We start from the raw sequence: 16,392 nt of genomic DNA, 5'->3' as shown, positions 1-16,392 counted from the left end.
GCTATACTTCTATACATGACATCTACTTAAAAGTATCGTAAAGTTAAGAACCGCCTTGGTACGGATCCGTATGCCAGGTGGTGTGAGAGGTCGGCTGAAGAAATAATCTTCAGCCTCCTACTCGATTAAGTAAAATATAGTCTTTATTACTTTGTAGCTATCATGGAAATTTCTACATCCACTCCTCTAGGAAGTTTAGCAACTTGAACACACTCTCTGGCTGGAGCATTTTCTTGTTCAAAGTGGCTTCCGTATACTTGGTTAACCATAGCAAAATCATCCATGTTAGTTAAGAAAATAGTAGATTTTACTACGTTTTCAAACCCCATATTAGCCTCCTTTAAAATCGCTTCTAAATTAGCCATCACTTGTTTGGCTTGATCCTCAATACTAGAGTCAATCAAAGTTTGTGTTTGTTGGTTAAAAGGAATTTGTCCAGAAATAAATAAAAAATTGGAAGCTAAAACCGCGTGGTTATATGGCCCAATTGGAGCCGGAGCTTTTTCAGAATTAATGATCTTTTTCATAATTATTTTTTGTTAGTTAATTACCAAAAACGTTTATCTGGAGATTTTCTTTTCTCCCACTTAATATCACTTAACATAGAGGAACGGATCCCGATATAAAAGCCCCAACTTGTATAAGTACCGATTGGAACCCAAGTGAAGTCCATCCTCCAGCTTTTTAAATCTCTTTCAAAGCGCAATTGTGTAAAGGTAACTCCATCTTGTACAAAGTCATAACCGGTAGAGAATCCTACTTTCCATTTAGGAGTTAAGTCCACATTTCCAGAAACCATTACCGAGTTGTTTACAATCTCGTCTTGTCTTTGTGCATTGCTATAAGTAAGGGAATAAGCAAAAGTTAAGTCCCAAGGCAATTTTGCATTATAAAAGCCAGCAAATGGCTTTTGTTCGGCCTCTGAGTCAAACATACTCTTTCTAGTATTGTTTAACTCTAATGCTCGCCCGAATAAATCATCCCCACGTCCACCGTTGTCAATAGAGTTTTGGTTTTTGTCTTGTGCATTACCTCCAAACCAAGGATCTGTACTTGCCATTGACCAGTTAATTGTCAAGTTAGCACTAGTTAAACGAAATAAACTTCCACCATTATTGATATTAAACATATCAATACGTCTGTTGTTGTTATCTAAGGCGTAAGGGTCTAAGGTAGCTCCTAGGTTAATTTGCATTTTGTCTTTAAATAATGCCGTTCCTGTACTAACGCGTACTGGTGACCATTTTAAAGAGTCTGCGCTCATATTATAACTAGTGGAGAAGTTTAAACTATTTAAAAGCATTAGCTTTTTATACTCGTCTTTATCGCTGTCTTTGTCTCTTACTTTAGCCTCGAAGGTGTTGCTTAAGTTAAAGTTAAGCATATTGGAGTTCATTCTACTAGGGGCCCCGAAAAGCCCGTTTTGAAATCGGGTATAATCCTGAACAGTTTGACCTGTGGCATCTATGGCATAGGTGTCATAATATTTATCAAAACTAGGGGTGTAAGAGTATCCTACTTGAGGACGCATCACGTGTCTAATTGCTTGAATCTTTTTATCATCACCAAAATTAAATGTACCATAAATAGTTGTTCCAATGCTAGCATTGAAATTATAGGTTCTAAAACTATCAAAGCCATTAACCCTTAGATCTTCTACTTGGTTTTTTTCTGGGTTATATTCTTTCTTTATAGTATTGAAATACCACACTTCATTGAAGTTAGCTCCCGTTGTAACAGAAAAATACTTAAATACTTTAAAGTTAGTTGAAATTGGAATACTATGTTGGAAACCTGTATTTAAGCTATCGTACATTTCTTTTTTGAAGAAGTTGTCCTCATGTACTCTTACTCTGTTTTCTCCTCTTAAGTTATAAGAAAAGTTAAGGTTTTTAATAAGACCTCTTTTTGCTCCATACTTAGGGGCAAAAGGGAATACCCTGTCAACACTAACTGCTAGAGTAGGTAAGGTCATATTAATTTGTCTAGTATTGGTGTTTTGGGAATGCGTAGCAGTTAAAGACATATTCACTTGAGGTACACTCTCAAAGGTCTTTGAATAAGAAACAGAAGAGCTCATTGTATTGTTCAAGGAAGCTCCAACGTTATAGGTGTTGTTGGATTGTCTAAAGTACTGGCTACTACCCATGTTTACCGAAGCAGAGAAGTTAGAGGTAGGATTGGCTTTATTGTCCTTTCTATGTGTCCACTGAATATTGTAAAGCTTAGAAGCGGAATAATCTGGTAAACCTCTCTCGCTGAAAAGATTGTTTTCATAACGGATAAGTACGTTACCACTATATTTATAACGCTTAGCATAATTACTTTGACCTCTTAAAGCCCAGCTTCCATTGGTGTAGTAATCCCCTGTTAAGGATAAATCCATTCTTTCGCTAATTGCAAAGTAATATCCTCCATTTTGAAGGTAGTACCCTTGAAGATTGGTATCTCCTACACTAGGTATAATAAAACCAGATTCTGCTGTCTCACTCATTGGAAAAAATGCAAATGGAAGTCCAAGTGGAGTAGGTACATCAGCAATAACCATGTTGGTTACCCCGGTAACTACCTTTTTACCTGGTACTAGCTTAATTTTTCTGGCTTTGAAATAATACTCTGGATCATCTAAGTCTTCTGCTGTGGTGAAAATAACATCTTTCATAAAATAAACAGAGTCATTTTCTTTTTTGGTTACAGCAGCCTTTATATTAAATTCTCCTTGCGATGTTCTAGATTGAAAAACAACCGCTTTTTGGGTTCTTGTATTATAGCGTATGGAATCGGGTTCCACAATTTGACCTCCTTGTGAGAAAACAGGTAATTGTGTCATATTTCCAAGGCTATCTTTTATACCACCGGCATAAATTTCATCTTTTTCAAAATTAAAAACGATTTTTCCTGCTTGAAGTTGGAAGTCTTGGTATTTTACTTCCGCCTCATTATAAAGGGTAATTTCCTTTTTACTTTGGTCTAATCTTTCATAGTCTTTTGCTTTTCTATATACTATTGTCTCTAAGATTCCTTTACTTTCCTTTGGTAAAGAATCTTTTTTAGTCTCTAGGACCTTTGGAGCTTCTACCATAGGCTTATTGGCTATAGTATCTGTATTAGATGATATAGAATCGGTTAAATTACTGGTATTTAAGGTAGTATATTTCTTTTTAAATTCTTGTGCCGCTACATTGTTCGTTGACAATTGACAAGAAAGAAATAAAACTAAAACGATATTAAAAATATTTGTTCGCAAATCTATTATATATGCTATTTTTGTAAAACTAAGCTTGTTATTTTTAACGTGTCAAACTTACATATATTTTTCCTTAAAAAGGTAATTTAATTCAATTTATCCATAATTATAAACATATTTTTTATGAATAGTAGTTGTTCAAAACTGTTCACTTTACTTGTTGTTTTCTTATTAACAATTGGTGTATCAGGACAAAACAATCCTAAATTTAAAGTGATTTTAGACCCAGGGCATGGTGGAAAAGATGCTGGTACAAATCACGGAAAATTTGTCGAAAAAGACATTGTTCTGGCTGTAGCTTTACAAGTCGGGAAAATTTTAGAAGCAAATCCTGATATTGAGGTCTATTATACTAGGAGTACCGATGTATTTGTACCGGTAAAAGAAAGATCTGTACTTGCTAATAAACAAAATGGTAATGTGTTTGTATCTATTCACTGTAATGGTGCAGAATCTGCCGCAGCATACGGAACAGAAACCTTCGTTATGGGACTTAGTAAAAACAAGTCTAACTTAGAAGTAGCAAAAAAGGAGAACTCGGTAATTATGCTAGAGGAGGATTATCAAACTACTTATGCAGGATTTGATCCCAATTCTCCAGAGTCTATTATTGGTCTTACTTTAATACAAGAGGATTTTATCGATCAGAGTATCGATTTAGCCTCTAGAGTACAGGATAACTTTACTAATACTTTAAAAAGAAAGAATAGGGGAGTAAAGCAAGGGATATTCTGGGTATTACACGGAGCATTTATGCCAAGTGTGCTTATTGAACTTGGTTTTGTTTCCAATCCAAATGAAGGGGCTTATTTAAACTCTTCTAAAGGTAGAAGTGAATTGGCTACCTCTATAGCCCAAGGGATATTAAATTATAAAAAAGCTTATTATAAAGAACAAAATATTACTGCTGCTCCTAGTAGTAAAACTAACGCGAGTTCTACAGCCTCTACATCTAATTCTAAGGAGAGTTCTAGTGAGAAAAAAGTGCAAAATGGGGTGGTTTTTAAAGTACAAATTGCCGCAAGTGATAAAGTATTACCCTTAAAACCACAAAATTTCAAGGGACTTTCCAATGTTACTATGATTAAAAGTGGTAAATTAAATAAATATTTTTATTCTAACACAACTAGCTATGAGCAAGCCAAGAAGCTTTTACAAGAAGCCAAGGCAAAGGGACATAAAAGCTCATTTATTGTACCGTTTTTAAATGGTAAAATAATAACAATGGAGCAGGCATTAAAATAATCTAAGGCGCTTTGAAAATAAAAGTTTATTTTTGCGTATTATAAAATAAGTGATTTTGAAAATATCAAGAGAAATTAAAACGGCTATTTTAGTACTAGGAGCAATTGCATTGTTCATTTGGGGGTACTCTTTTTTAAAAGGTAATAATCTATTTGACAACAGCCAAAAGTATTATGTAGAATACCAAAATGTAGAAGGTTTAACTACATCTTCTGTGGTTACTATTAATGGATTAACAGTTGGTAAGGTATCGAAAATTACAATTGATCAAACTTCAGGAAAATTAGTAGTAGAAATACTAATGACTAATCCTATAAAAATTTCCAAAGAAAGTACCGCTACAATTTATTCGCCAGGATTAATTGCTGCAAAGGCAATTTCAATTGATCCTTTATTTGGACAAGACAATTATGCACAAAATGGTGCTTACTTAAAAGGAGATGTACAAAAAGATATGTCGGAGCAATTAATGGGAGAAATGCTTCCATTAAAAACTAAAGTAGAGGGTCTTTTAGAAAACACTAGTCAATTGCTTAGTTCTATTAATGGTGTCTTTGATGAACAAATGCAACAAGACTTAAAACAAGCTGCAAGTGAATTAAAAGGAACTTTGGCTGCTTCTAGGACAATGTTGAACGTTGTTCAGCCTAAATTAGGTGCTACTTTGGACAATCTTAATAAAATGAGTGGTGAATTTGTAGAAGTGTCACAAAAATTAAATACATTAGACATCCAAAGTACCTTTAATAACTTAAATAGTGCAACCCAATCTATGGATAAGCTTTTAGCTAGTTTGGAAGATGGAAGCGGTTCTATTGGAATGTTATTAAAAGATCCAGCTTTATATGCTAACTTGGCTAACGCTTCTAAAGAGTTAGAATTATTACTTAGAGATTTAAAAGAAAATCCTAAACGATACATGCACTTTTCTGTATTTGGAAAAAAGGCTGTACCTTACCAAGAACAAATTGAAGTAGAACTTCAAGAGCAAGATGTGCAATAATGAATACCAGTTATAGCATTGCCTGTGCTATAGAAACAATAAAACGATATAATTAGCTAACCACTAAAAACCACTAACCATTATTTGAAACAATTATTACCATTATGCAGTACTTAGGTCAAATATTATTTTTATTATTATTGATTGTTGGTTTTGGATTCTTTATTAAAAATTTAAAGAAATTAAAACGCAACATCTTATTAGGTCGCCCAATTGATCGTTCGGATAATCCAGGGGCAAGAATGCGAAATATGATTCGCGTGGCCTTCGGTCAGAGTAAAATGGGTAAAAGACCTATTCCAGCTATTTTACACCTTTTTGTATATGTTGGGTTTATTATCATTAACATCGAAATGTTAGAAATAATCATTGATGGATTATTTGGGACCCATAGAATATTTAACTTTTTAGGAGTTATTTACGATGTGTTAATTGCTATATTTGAAGTACTTGCTTTACTTGTAATTGTAGGTGTAGTGGTATTTTGGATTCGCCGAAATATACTTAAGTTAAAACGATTAAACCAAAGTGAGCTTGAGGGATGGGGTAAAAGAGATGCCAATAATATTATTTATATTGAGTGTATCTTAATGTGTTTGTTTTTATTAATGAACGCTGCAGATTACTACCTACAAATCAATGGATATCCAGGTTATCACGCAGCAGGAAGCTTTCCTGTTTCTCACTTTTTGACGCCAATTTTCGAATCAATGAGTTTCTCTACTGTAGCTATAATTGAGAGAGTGTGTTGGTGGGGGCATATTGTTGGAGTGATGTTGTTTATGAATTATTTATACTATTCTAAGCACTTACACATTATATTAGCTTTCCCAAATACTTATTATGCTAATTTAGAGCCATTGGGAGAGTTTGATAATTTAGCATCTGTTACAAAAGAGGTGCAATTAATGATGGACCCTAATGCAGATCCATATGCTGCAGTAGAGCCTAGCGACGCAGAACCAGAAAAATTTGGAGCTCAGGATGTTATGGACTTAAACTGGGTACAACTTTTGAACGCTTATTCTTGTACAGAATGTGGAAGATGTACTTCGGTATGTCCACAAAATATGACCGGTAAGAAATTATCTCCTCGTAAGATTATGATGTCTACTAGAGATCGTTTAGAGGAGGTGAGTCAAAATATAGACAACAATAAAGGGGTGTTTATTCCAGATGGAAAAACACTATTGAATGATTATATTACCGCAGAAGAGTTATGGGCATGTAACACATGTAATGCATGTGTGGAAGAATGTCCAATAGACATTTCTCCATTATCCATTATTATGGATATGAGACGTTATTTAGTTATGGAGCAAAGTGCAGCACCAATTGAACTTAACAACATGATGCAAAATGTTGAAAACAATGGAGCGCCTTGGCAATATAACCAACAGGACCGTTTAAATTGGAGAGACGAAAATTAATCTATTAACCTTAGGTGGAGTCTGCCAAAAAACAAAAGGTATACTCCATAAAATATAGCGCGTATTATGTCACAGAATTTAGTAGTACCTACCATGGCTGAAATGTTAGCTAAAGGCGAAAAGCCAGAAGTTTTATTCTGGGTTGGTTGTTCAGGTAGTTTTGACGATAGAGCAAAGAGAATTACAAAAGCTTTTGTAAAAATTTTAAATAAGTCCAATGTTTCTTTTGCCGTTTTAGGTGCAGAGGAAAGTTGTACTGGAGATCCAGCAAAAAGAGCTGGTAATGAGTTTGCATTTCAAATGCAAGCCATGATGAATATCCAAGTTCTGGATGGTTATGAAGTAAGTAAAATTGTAACGGCTTGTCCACACTGTTTTAATACTTTAAAAAATGAATACCCAGGTCTAGGAGGAAATTATCAAGTGGTTCACCATACCGAATTTTTAAAATCTTTACTAGATGAGGGACGCTTACAAATTGAGGGTGGTAATTTTAAAGGAAAACGCATTACCTTCCATGATCCATGCTATTTAGGACGTGCTAATCAAGTATATCAAGCACCTCGTGATTTGATTGAAAAATTGGATGCTGAATTGGTAGAAATGAAGCGCTCTCGTGCAAATGGTCTTTGTTGTGGGGCCGGTGGTGCCCAATTATTCAAAGAACCAGAGCCTGGAAACCAGGAAGTACACGTACTTCGTACTAAGGAAGCTCTTAGTACAAAGGCAGAGATTATTGCTGCGGGATGTCCTTTTTGTAATACTATGTTAACCGATGGGGTTAAATTTGAAGAAAAAGAAAGCCAAGTTCAAGTATTAGACGTGGCAGAATTAATTGCAAATGCAGAAGATTTATAATATATTATGTATACACCAATGAGCGAGATGCCAAACCATAGTAAAGTTTGGATCTACCAATCAAATAGAAAGTTCTCTGAAGAAGAGGTGAAGGAAATTGAGCAAATAATGGGGAAATTTGTTGAGAATTGGGTAGCTCATGCAACACCATTACACGCTTCTTTTGAAGTAAAGTACAACCGCTTTATTGTTTTAGCGGTAGATCAAGATATACATCCAGCCTCTGGATGTTCTATTGATGCATCGGTTAGGGTAATTCAAGAGATAGAACAAAAATTCAAAGTAGATTTATTAGATAAAATGAATGTGACTTATAAAACGGGAGAGTTTATTACTTTTAAGACCTTGATTGAATTCAAGCAATTAGCAAAAAGTAAAGCTGTTTCTGCTAGTACTATCGTTTTTAATAATTTAGTAAATGATTTAGAAGAATACAGAGAATATTGGGAAGTACCTGCTGAAGAAAGTTGGCATGGTCGCTTTTTTAAATAGAAGTATTTATCTACATTTAGTCCTATCAAAGATCATCATCAATTTTTTGATGATGATTTTTTTTTAACAAACATTCAAAAGCATGAAAAAACTTAGTTTACTATTATTTTTAGTTTGTTTTATTGGCCATAGCCAATCTAATTTTAAGCCCATTACTACCTCAAGTACGGCCGCTCAAGACAAGTGGGTGGATAGTGTGTACCAGAGTTTTAGTTTAGATCAAAAGATTGGGCAGTTATTTATGGTAGCAGCTTATTCCAATAAAAAGCCAGACCACTTAAAGTCCTTAGAGCAATTGGTGGATAAGCAGCATATTGGTGGGGTGATTTTTTTCCAAGGTGGTCCTGTAAGACAAGCCAAAATGACCAATGCCTTGCAAAAAAGAAGTAAACTTCCTCTTTTAGTTGGAATTGATGGAGAATGGGGTTTGGCCATGCGCTTAGATTCTACCTACAGTTTTCCTTATAATATGACTCTAGGGGCAGTACAAGATATGTCCTTAATCCAAGAGTTTGGTAAAAAAAGTGCGCAACAAGCAAAACGTTTAGGCCTTCAATTTAATTTCGGACCAGTAGTAGATGTGAATATCAATCCAAATAATCCAATTATTGGAGTGCGTTCTTTTGGAGAAACTCCTGCTATAGTAACCGATAGAGCTATAGCATATACTAAGGGATATCAAAGTGAGGATATTTTTGCAACAGCAAAACACTTTCCAGGACATGGAGATACCTCTAGTGACTCCCATTATAATTTGCCGTTAATTGATTTTGACAAGCAAAGACTAGAAGAAGTGGAATTGTATCCTTATAAGGAGTTGTTTAAAAATGATTTAGCCTCTGTTATGGTGGCACATTTGAATTTTCCGGCCTATGAGCCTAATAAAGATATTCCAAGTTCTTTGTCTTATAATATTGTAACTAAGTTATTAAGAGAACAAATGGGCTTTGAAGGATTAATCTTCACCGATGCTTTAAATATGAAAGGAGCAACTAGCGGTCTAGCACAAGGAGAAGCAGATCTAAAGGCTTTTTTAGCTGGAAATGATTTGTTACTTTTCTCTGAAAATGTTCCTGTAGCTGCCTCTATGATAAAACAGGCGTATCAAAAAGGAGAAATAACCCAAGAGCGTTTAGATTATTCTGTAAAGAAGATATTAGCTTATAAATATAAGGCAGGATTAGCAAAATACAAACCTATTGAAATCCAAAACCTTGTGAAAGATCTAAACGATAGTAGCTATGATGATTTAAACCAAAAATTATATAACCAGGCTATTACAGTAATAAAAAACACTTCTAATATTTTACCTATAAGTGATTTGGATAAGCAGCATATTGCCTATTTACAATTAGGAGATGACCAAGAGAAAGGGTTTTTAGAAGATTTACAACAATATGCAGAAGTAACTCGTATTAGTCCAGAGGATATTAATAAGTTGGATAAATATTCTATGGTAATTATAGGGTACCATAAATTTGATAACCCTTGGCGTAACCATAATTATTCTGCTTATAACGCAGGTTTAATTGACCAGATCACCAAACAAAAAAAGACTATACTTGTTTCCTTTGCTAAAGCCTATGGTTTATCATCATTGACGAATTTAGAGCCAATAACTGCTGTTGTACAGGCTTTTCAAAATAATAAATTTGCACGCCAAAGCGCCGCTGGGGTAATTTTTGGAGCTATACCTGCTATGGGGAAATTACCTATTAGCGTTAACTCCACCTATCCTGTTGGAACAGGTTTGGAAACTGCCAATACTCATACTTTAAGTTTTGGTACTGCATTAAGTCAAGGGATGAACCCAAAAGAGCTAATGAAAATTGATAGCATTGTTCAATACGCAATTGATAAAAAATTCACACCCGGTGCTCAAGTGCTTGTAGCTAGAAATGGAGTAGTAGTATATAATAAAAGTTTTGGTTACCACGATTACCAAAAACAGGTTAAGGTAAAAGATACCGATCTTTATGATTTAGCATCTTTAACTAAGATTCTAGCAACTTTACCTATGATCATGAAATTATATGATGATGGCATTATTGATTTAAATACTCCAATGGGAAAGTTGTTTCCAGAATTTGCTTATACCGATAAGCAAGATATTACTTTAAAAGAGTTATTAACCCATCAATCTGGTTTACCAGCTTGGATTCCTTTTTATAAAGAAACTTTAGATTCTTTTCAAAAGCCAGATCCTTCGATTTATAATTACTATGCTAATGGGGATTATATAGATCAAGTGGCGGAGAATTTATTTATCAAAAAAGGTTATAGCCAAAATATGGTAAATCGCATTATGCAAAGTAATCTATCCAAATCAAAATCCTATAAGTATAGTGATTTAGGCTTTATCCTTTTAAAGGAATTTGTTGAGAGAACTTATGGTAAAAGTTTGGATTTAGTGGTAGAGCAGCAAATCTATGAGCCTTTAGGAGCAAGTCACCTCACCTTTTTGCCTCTACGCAAATTTGATATAAGTCAAATTCCTCCAACAGAAGAAGATAACTATTACCGTTATACTACTGTTCAAGGTTATGTACATGATATGGCAGCAGCAATGCAAGGTGGAGTTGCAGGACATGCAGGGTTATTTGGAAATGCTTTGGATGTGGCAAAAATTATGCAGATGTATTTAAATAAAGGAAGCTATGGAGGTAGAGAGTATTTTTCATCTACTACTTTTGATAGTTTCAATACTTGTGAGTTTTGTGCAAAGGGAAACCGAAGAGGAATAGGTTTTGATAAACCTCAAAAACCAGGAACGCCTGGTCCGGTTTGTTCTAAAGCTTCCTCTAGTAGTTTTGGACATACTGGATTTACCGGTACAATGGCCTGGGCAGATCCAGAAAACAATTTAGTGTACATTTTCCTTTCTAATCGTACTTATCCAGATTCATCTACTAATTTACTTTCTAAAAATAATATTCGTGAAAATATCCAAGAAGTAATTTACAATAGTATTATCTAAGGTAGTATACTACCTATACAATAAGTTAATAGCCTTTGTCTTGACCGATTTAATATAAATGGGGTAAAGACAAAGGCTATTGTGTTTTTGGAAGGTAAATCTAAAAAAAAAGCATTTTATTTATTGGTATTATTAGTAAAATGGAGTATATTAAATATTGTATTGTTAATCTCTGTTTTGTTAAATAAAGGTTATAGTAGGTTGTTTAGCCCAAGAGCAAGATAGTAGTTCGCAATAATAGAATTATATTTATCGACACAAATAGATTTATACATATGAAGATCGCTATTGTTTGCTATCCAACCTTCGGAGGAAGTGGTGTTGTTGCCACGGAACTAGGTTTAGAATTAGCCAAAAGAAACCACGAAGTTCACTTCATCACCTATAGCCAACCTGTAAGATTGGCATTATTAAATCCCAATATTTACTACCATGAAGTAAATGTTCCAGAATATCCATTATTTCACTATCAACCCTATGAACTTGCTTTATCTAGTAAGTTAGTGGATATGGTAAAGTTGTTCAAAATTGATGTACTTCATGTGCATTATGCTATTCCTCACGCATATGCTGGCTATATGGCCAAACAAATGTTGAAGGAAGAGGGGATTAATCTACCAATGATTACTACTTTACACGGTACAGATATTACATTAGTGGGGAATCATCCAAATTATAAGACGGCCGTTAGTTTTAGTATTAATCAGTCTGACTTTGTGACCTCTGTTTCGGAGAGTCTTAAAAATAGTACGTATGAATTATTTGATACAACCAAAAAGATTCATGTGATTCCTAACTTTATAGAAGTAAAAGAGACACATATGGAGAATAATGTATGTAAAAGAGGAGCTATGGCCTTGCCAAATGAGGTAATTATTACCCATATTAGCAACTTTAGAAAAGTAAAAAGAGTAGAAGATGTAGTGAGGGTGTTTTATGGAATTCAAAAGGAGATGCCTGCTAAATTAATGCTTGTTGGCGATGGTCCAGATAGAGAAAGAACCGAGCGTCTAGCTTTGGAATTAGGTATATATGACAAGATTATCTTCTTTGGAAAAAGTAATGAGATTGATCGTATTTTAGCTCATTCTGATTTGTTTTTATTACCTTCAGAAACAGAGAGTTTTGGTCTTGCTGCTCTAGAGGCTATGGCAATGGGCGTACCTGTTATATCTAGTAATACTGGAGGTTTACCAGAGGTAAATGTACCAGGGGTTTCAGGTTATTTGAGTGATGTAGGAGATACCCAAGATATGATTGCAAACTCTTTAAAAATTTTAAAGGATCCACAGGTATTGGCAGAATTTAAAAAAGGAGCAAAAGAAATTGCTCTTAAGTTTAAAATCGACAGAGTATTGCCATTGTATGAAAATTTATATGAAAAAGCAATCGCGATGAGATAGCTCACTGAAAAGATGGAGAATAAACACTTTTTTAAGGCTACTTTGCATTGGAGCTTAAAGGTAAACAACAGTCAAAATAAACCGCGTACCTCTAAGAATCATCAGGTAGAAATACAAGATAAGGCCTTATTAGACTTATCGGCAGCTAAACAATTTAAAGGAGATCCAAGTTTGCACAATCCAGAGGATTTGCTACTATCGGCTTTAAGCTCTTGTCATATGATGAGTTTTCTATATGTTTGTCAGCAAAAGGATATAGTAGTCTTAGATTATAAAGACCAAAGTTTGGCCACTTTGGCTTTATTTGAGAATCAAAGTGGGAGAATAACACAGGTGGATTTACATCCCAAGATTATTTTTGAAACTTCTGTTTCTTTAGAACAAGTAGAGCAATTACATCAAATAGCCCATAAGCTTTGTTTTATATCTAATTCTTGTAATTTTCCAATTTTCATTCATGTACAATAAGATAAATAATGATTCTATTTTACCCTACTAATAGATTATTTTAATAGTAAAAAGACCTTTTAAGCATGCTTAAAAGGTCTTTTTTAAAGAAATAGTTTAATATAAAGTGTTTTGAAGGGGATCAAAAAGGGGCTAGTAACGTTTTTAAATTATCGTTGAAGCACCTAGGGTAATATTTTCTAAGTATTTATCTTTGTTATTTTTACATTGGATATAGTGGCAAATATATTGTCCAACTTCTTGCGTAGAATAGCTTTTGGTTGGTGCTAAATCTTCTGTTAAGTATTTATTGTTGATACAATCTTGTACCGCTTCTTCAATTTCTCTAGCTGCTTGATTTTGTCCTAAATAATCTAGTAGCATAGCACCAGATAAGATACAAGCAATTGGATTGGCAATTCCCTTGTCCTTAGCTTGTGGATAAGAACCGTGAATAGGCTCAAATAAAGCAGTCTTCTCTCCAATAGATGCAGATGGTAAAAGGCCTATAGACCCTCCAATTACACTTGCTTCATCAGAAATAATATCTCCAAACATATTCTCTGTCAATACTACGTCAAAAGCTTTCGGATTAAGGATTAATTGCATAGCAGCATTATCCACAAATATAAAGTCTAGTTCTACCTCAGGATATTGTTTATGTAAGTGTTTTACTGTTTTTCTCCATAATCTAGAGGTCTCTAAAACATTAGCTTTATCGATAACAGTTAGTTTTTTGTTTCTTTTTAGGGCTGCTTGAAAAGCTAAATGTGTAATAGGTTCAATATCGCTATAGTTATATCTACATACATCTGTAGCACTTAATCCATCTTCACTTGTGTGTTTATCTCCAAAGTAGATTCCGCTTATTAGCTCTCTGTAGATAACCATATCTGTACCTTGAATAATATGGCTCTTTAGTGGACTTTTATCTAAAAGTGCATCATAGGCCTTCACTGGACGTATGTTGCTATATAATCCTAAAGCTTTTCTTAGAGCCAATAGTCCTTGCTCAGGACGAATTTTAGCTTGGGGATCATTATCGTATTTTGGATCTCCAATAGCCCCAAATAATACAGCGTCTGCTTTTTGACAAGCCAAAAGTGTTTTCTCCGGTAGAGCTTCTTTGGTTTGGTCAATAGCAATAGCTCCAATAGCAGCATATTGATAATGTAATTCAAAATTATAGTGAGTGGCTATGATATCCAACACCTTAGTGGTTTCTCTTATTACCTCAGGGCCTATTCCGTCACCTGGAAGTACTGCAATATTATATTTTTTCATGGCTTTTTGTAGTTTATTTGGTGGGCTAATTAATAGGACCGAGAATTCTCGAATTCCTCTATTTTCTGTTTTTTACTAATAAGGTAATCAATATCATCATAACCATTTAGTAGACATATCTTTTTATAAGGGTCTAATTCAAAATGTACTTTTTTACCATTGACTTCTAAAGATTGCTCTTGCACATCAATATGTAAATTTGTGGATGGGTCCTTTTCTATGCAATCAAAGATATATTGTAGATACTCTGGAGAAACAATAATGGGTAATAACCCATTGTTTAAGGCATTTCCTTTAAAGATATCTGCAAAATAGCTACTAATTACTACTTTAAAACCGTAGTCTGTTAGAGCCCAAGCTGCGTGCTCTCTACTACTTCCACATCCAAAATTATTTCCTGCTACTAGAATTTCTCCACTATAAGTAGGATTGTTAAGGGCAAAATTTTTATTGGGTTGGTTTTGACTATCAAATCTCCAATCTCTAAATAGATTTTCTCCAAATCCCTCTTTGCTTATCGCTTTTAAAAATCTAGCTGGAATAATTTGATCCGTGTCTATATTTTCTAAATTTAGAGGTACTGCTGTAGATTGTATATTAATTAATGCTTGCATGTTGTTGTAAATTTTGATAAGATATTTTCCCTTCTACTGCTACAATTGCCGCAGTTAGGGGGCTAGCTAATAGAGTTCTTGCACCTTGGCCTTGTCTTCCTTCGAAATTACGATTAGAAGTACTCACGCAGTATTCTTGGGCAGGGATTTTATCCTCATTCATGGCTAGACAAGCCGAACATCCAGGTTGTCTGATTTGAAAACCTGCATTGTGAAAGATTTCATCCAATCCTTCTTGCTTAATTTGTTTAACTACTTGTTGAGACCCAGGAACAATTAAGGCTTGTATATTAGGGGCGATTTGCTTGCCTTTAATATAAGAGGCTGCTGTTCTAAAGTCTTCAATTCTAGCATTGGTGCAACTTCCAATAAATACATGATTAACCACAATAGAATCTAAACTCTGTCCACCTTCTAGGCCCATATATTCCAAAGCTTTACTCTGGGATGCATCTGTAGGGGTAGGGATGTTTTGATCAATGGAGATACCCATACTTGGATTGGTTCCGTAAGTGATCATTGGAGTTATGTCCTTAGCATCAAAGAAATACTCTGTATCAAATACGGCATCCTTATCTGAAGGTAAGGTCTTCCAGTAAGCTAGTTTTTGCTCCCACTGTTCATTAGAAGGGGCAAAAGGTTTGCCTTGTATATAATCGAAAGTAGTTTGGTCAGGGGCAATCATTCCTCCACGAGCTCCCATTTCAATACTCATATTGCACACAGTCATTCTTGCCTCCATAGACATGTTTTCAAATACTTCTCCTGCATATTCACAAAAGTATCCTGTACCAACGTCTGTACCTAATTTAGCAATAATATATAAGATAACGTCTTTTGGCTGTACATTTTTACCTAATTCACCATTAACAGTAATTCGCATGGATTTAGGCTTATTAATTAGTACACTTTGGCTTGCAAAAACTTGAGCTACTTGACTTGTTCCAATTCCAAAGGCGATACTTCCAAAGGCTCCATGGGTAGAGGTATGACTATCTCCACAAACCATTGTCATACCAGGTTGAGTAACTCCCAATTCAGGGGCAATAATGTGTACTATTCCCTGGTAAGGGTGACCTAATCCGTAGAAAGTGATGTCATTTTTCTCACAATTAACCAGTAATTGGTCTACTTGCAATCTACTGTTTGGGTCTTTTATAGGCTTATCTTGATCTAGGGTAGGTACATTATGGTCTACTGTGGCTAAGATTTGCTTTGGTCTAAAAACCGGTATATTTCTTTTTTGAAGTTCATCGAATGCCTGTGGACTGGTTACTTCATGTATTAGGTGTTTATCGATATATAAAATTTGTGGACCGTTTTCTATGTGATCTACCACATGGGAGTCCCATACTTTATCAAATAATGTTTTTGGTTGTTTATTCATAATAA

General features: G+C 34.5%; 13 protein-coding genes. 8 read left to right on the top strand and 5 right to left on the bottom strand.

Going from position 1 to position 16,392, the window contains the following annotated elements:
• Window positions 1-146 precede the first annotated feature (146 nt).
• Together ACYSNX_RS06205 and ACYSNX_RS06200 are read right to left on the bottom strand one after the other, a co-directional pair.
• Window positions 147-527: a RidA family protein gene (locus ACYSNX_RS06205; RefSeq protein ID WP_461753814.1), complete on the bottom strand. Its 381-nt coding sequence runs from the start codon at window positions 525-527 to the stop codon at window positions 147-149.
• Window positions 528-547: 20 nt separating this feature from the next.
• Window positions 548-3,247, bottom strand: coding sequence for a putative LPS assembly protein LptD (locus ACYSNX_RS06200; protein WP_461753813.1), 2,700 nt, complete (start codon window positions 3,245-3,247; stop codon window positions 548-550).
• Window positions 3,248-3,370: 123 nt separating this feature from the next.
• Here ACYSNX_RS06200 and ACYSNX_RS06195 point away from each other — a divergent pair, with 123 nt between their 5' ends.
• The 8 genes from ACYSNX_RS06195 (at window position 3,371) to ACYSNX_RS06160 (ending at window position 13,123) form a co-directional block, all read left to right on the top strand.
• Window positions 3,371-4,492, top strand: a complete 1,122-nt coding sequence (locus tag ACYSNX_RS06195) for an N-acetylmuramoyl-L-alanine amidase family protein (RefSeq protein WP_461753812.1) — start codon at window positions 3,371-3,373, stop codon at window positions 4,490-4,492.
• A gap of 55 nt (window positions 4,493-4,547) precedes the next feature.
• On the top strand, window positions 4,548-5,495 hold the full coding sequence (locus ACYSNX_RS06190; RefSeq protein WP_461753811.1) for an MlaD family protein: 948 nt from the start codon (window positions 4,548-4,550) through the stop codon (window positions 5,493-5,495).
• Between the two features lie 104 nt (window positions 5,496-5,599).
• Window positions 5,600-6,925, top strand: a complete 1,326-nt coding sequence (locus tag ACYSNX_RS06185; RefSeq protein ID WP_461753810.1) for a 4Fe-4S dicluster domain-containing protein — start codon at window positions 5,600-5,602, stop codon at window positions 6,923-6,925.
• 66 nt (window positions 6,926-6,991) lie between these two features.
• Window positions 6,992-7,783: a (Fe-S)-binding protein gene (locus tag ACYSNX_RS06180; RefSeq protein WP_461753809.1), complete on the top strand. Its 792-nt coding sequence runs from the start codon at window positions 6,992-6,994 to the stop codon at window positions 7,781-7,783.
• A gap of 6 nt (window positions 7,784-7,789) precedes the next feature.
• Entirely contained in the window at window positions 7,790-8,275 is a 486-nt protein-coding gene (locus tag ACYSNX_RS06175; protein ID WP_461753808.1) for an ABC transporter ATPase, read from the top strand.
• Window positions 8,276-8,357: 82 nt separating this feature from the next.
• A complete protein-coding gene (locus ACYSNX_RS06170) occupies window positions 8,358-11,252 on the top strand; it encodes a glycoside hydrolase family 3 N-terminal domain-containing protein (RefSeq protein WP_461753807.1) in 2,895 nt (964 codons plus the stop codon).
• Window positions 11,253-11,527: 275 nt separating this feature from the next.
• The gene (gene bshA, locus ACYSNX_RS06165; protein WP_461753806.1) at window positions 11,528-12,655 is read left to right on the top strand and encodes an N-acetyl-alpha-D-glucosaminyl L-malate synthase BshA; all 1,128 of its coding nucleotides are present in this window, start codon (window positions 11,528-11,530) and stop codon (window positions 12,653-12,655) included.
• Window positions 12,656-12,667: 12 nt separating this feature from the next.
• Entirely contained in the window at window positions 12,668-13,123 is a 456-nt protein-coding gene (locus ACYSNX_RS06160; protein WP_461753805.1) for an OsmC family protein, read from the top strand.
• Between the two features lie 144 nt (window positions 13,124-13,267).
• On the opposite strand, the gene leuB is transcribed toward ACYSNX_RS06160, so the two are convergent.
• From leuB to leuC, 3 genes are read right to left on the bottom strand one after another with little or no spacing between them, the layout of a single operon-like run.
• Entirely contained in the window at window positions 13,268-14,386 is a 1,119-nt protein-coding gene (gene leuB / locus ACYSNX_RS06155) for a 3-isopropylmalate dehydrogenase (RefSeq protein ID WP_461753804.1), read from the bottom strand.
• Between the two features lie 29 nt (window positions 14,387-14,415).
• Entirely contained in the window at window positions 14,416-15,000 is a 585-nt protein-coding gene (leuD, locus tag ACYSNX_RS06150; RefSeq protein WP_461753803.1) for a 3-isopropylmalate dehydratase small subunit, read from the bottom strand.
• Window positions 14,984-16,387 (bottom strand): 3-isopropylmalate dehydratase large subunit, encoded by a 1,404-nt coding sequence (leuC, locus tag ACYSNX_RS06145; RefSeq protein ID WP_461753802.1) that lies wholly within the window; start codon window positions 16,385-16,387, stop codon window positions 14,984-14,986. The genes leuD and leuC overlap by 17 nt, the downstream gene beginning before the upstream one ends.
• Window positions 16,388-16,392 lie beyond the last annotated feature (5 nt).

This window comes from Myroides sp. LJL115, assembly GCF_054871665.1.
This window is presented reverse-complemented; position numbering and strand designations above follow the sequence as displayed.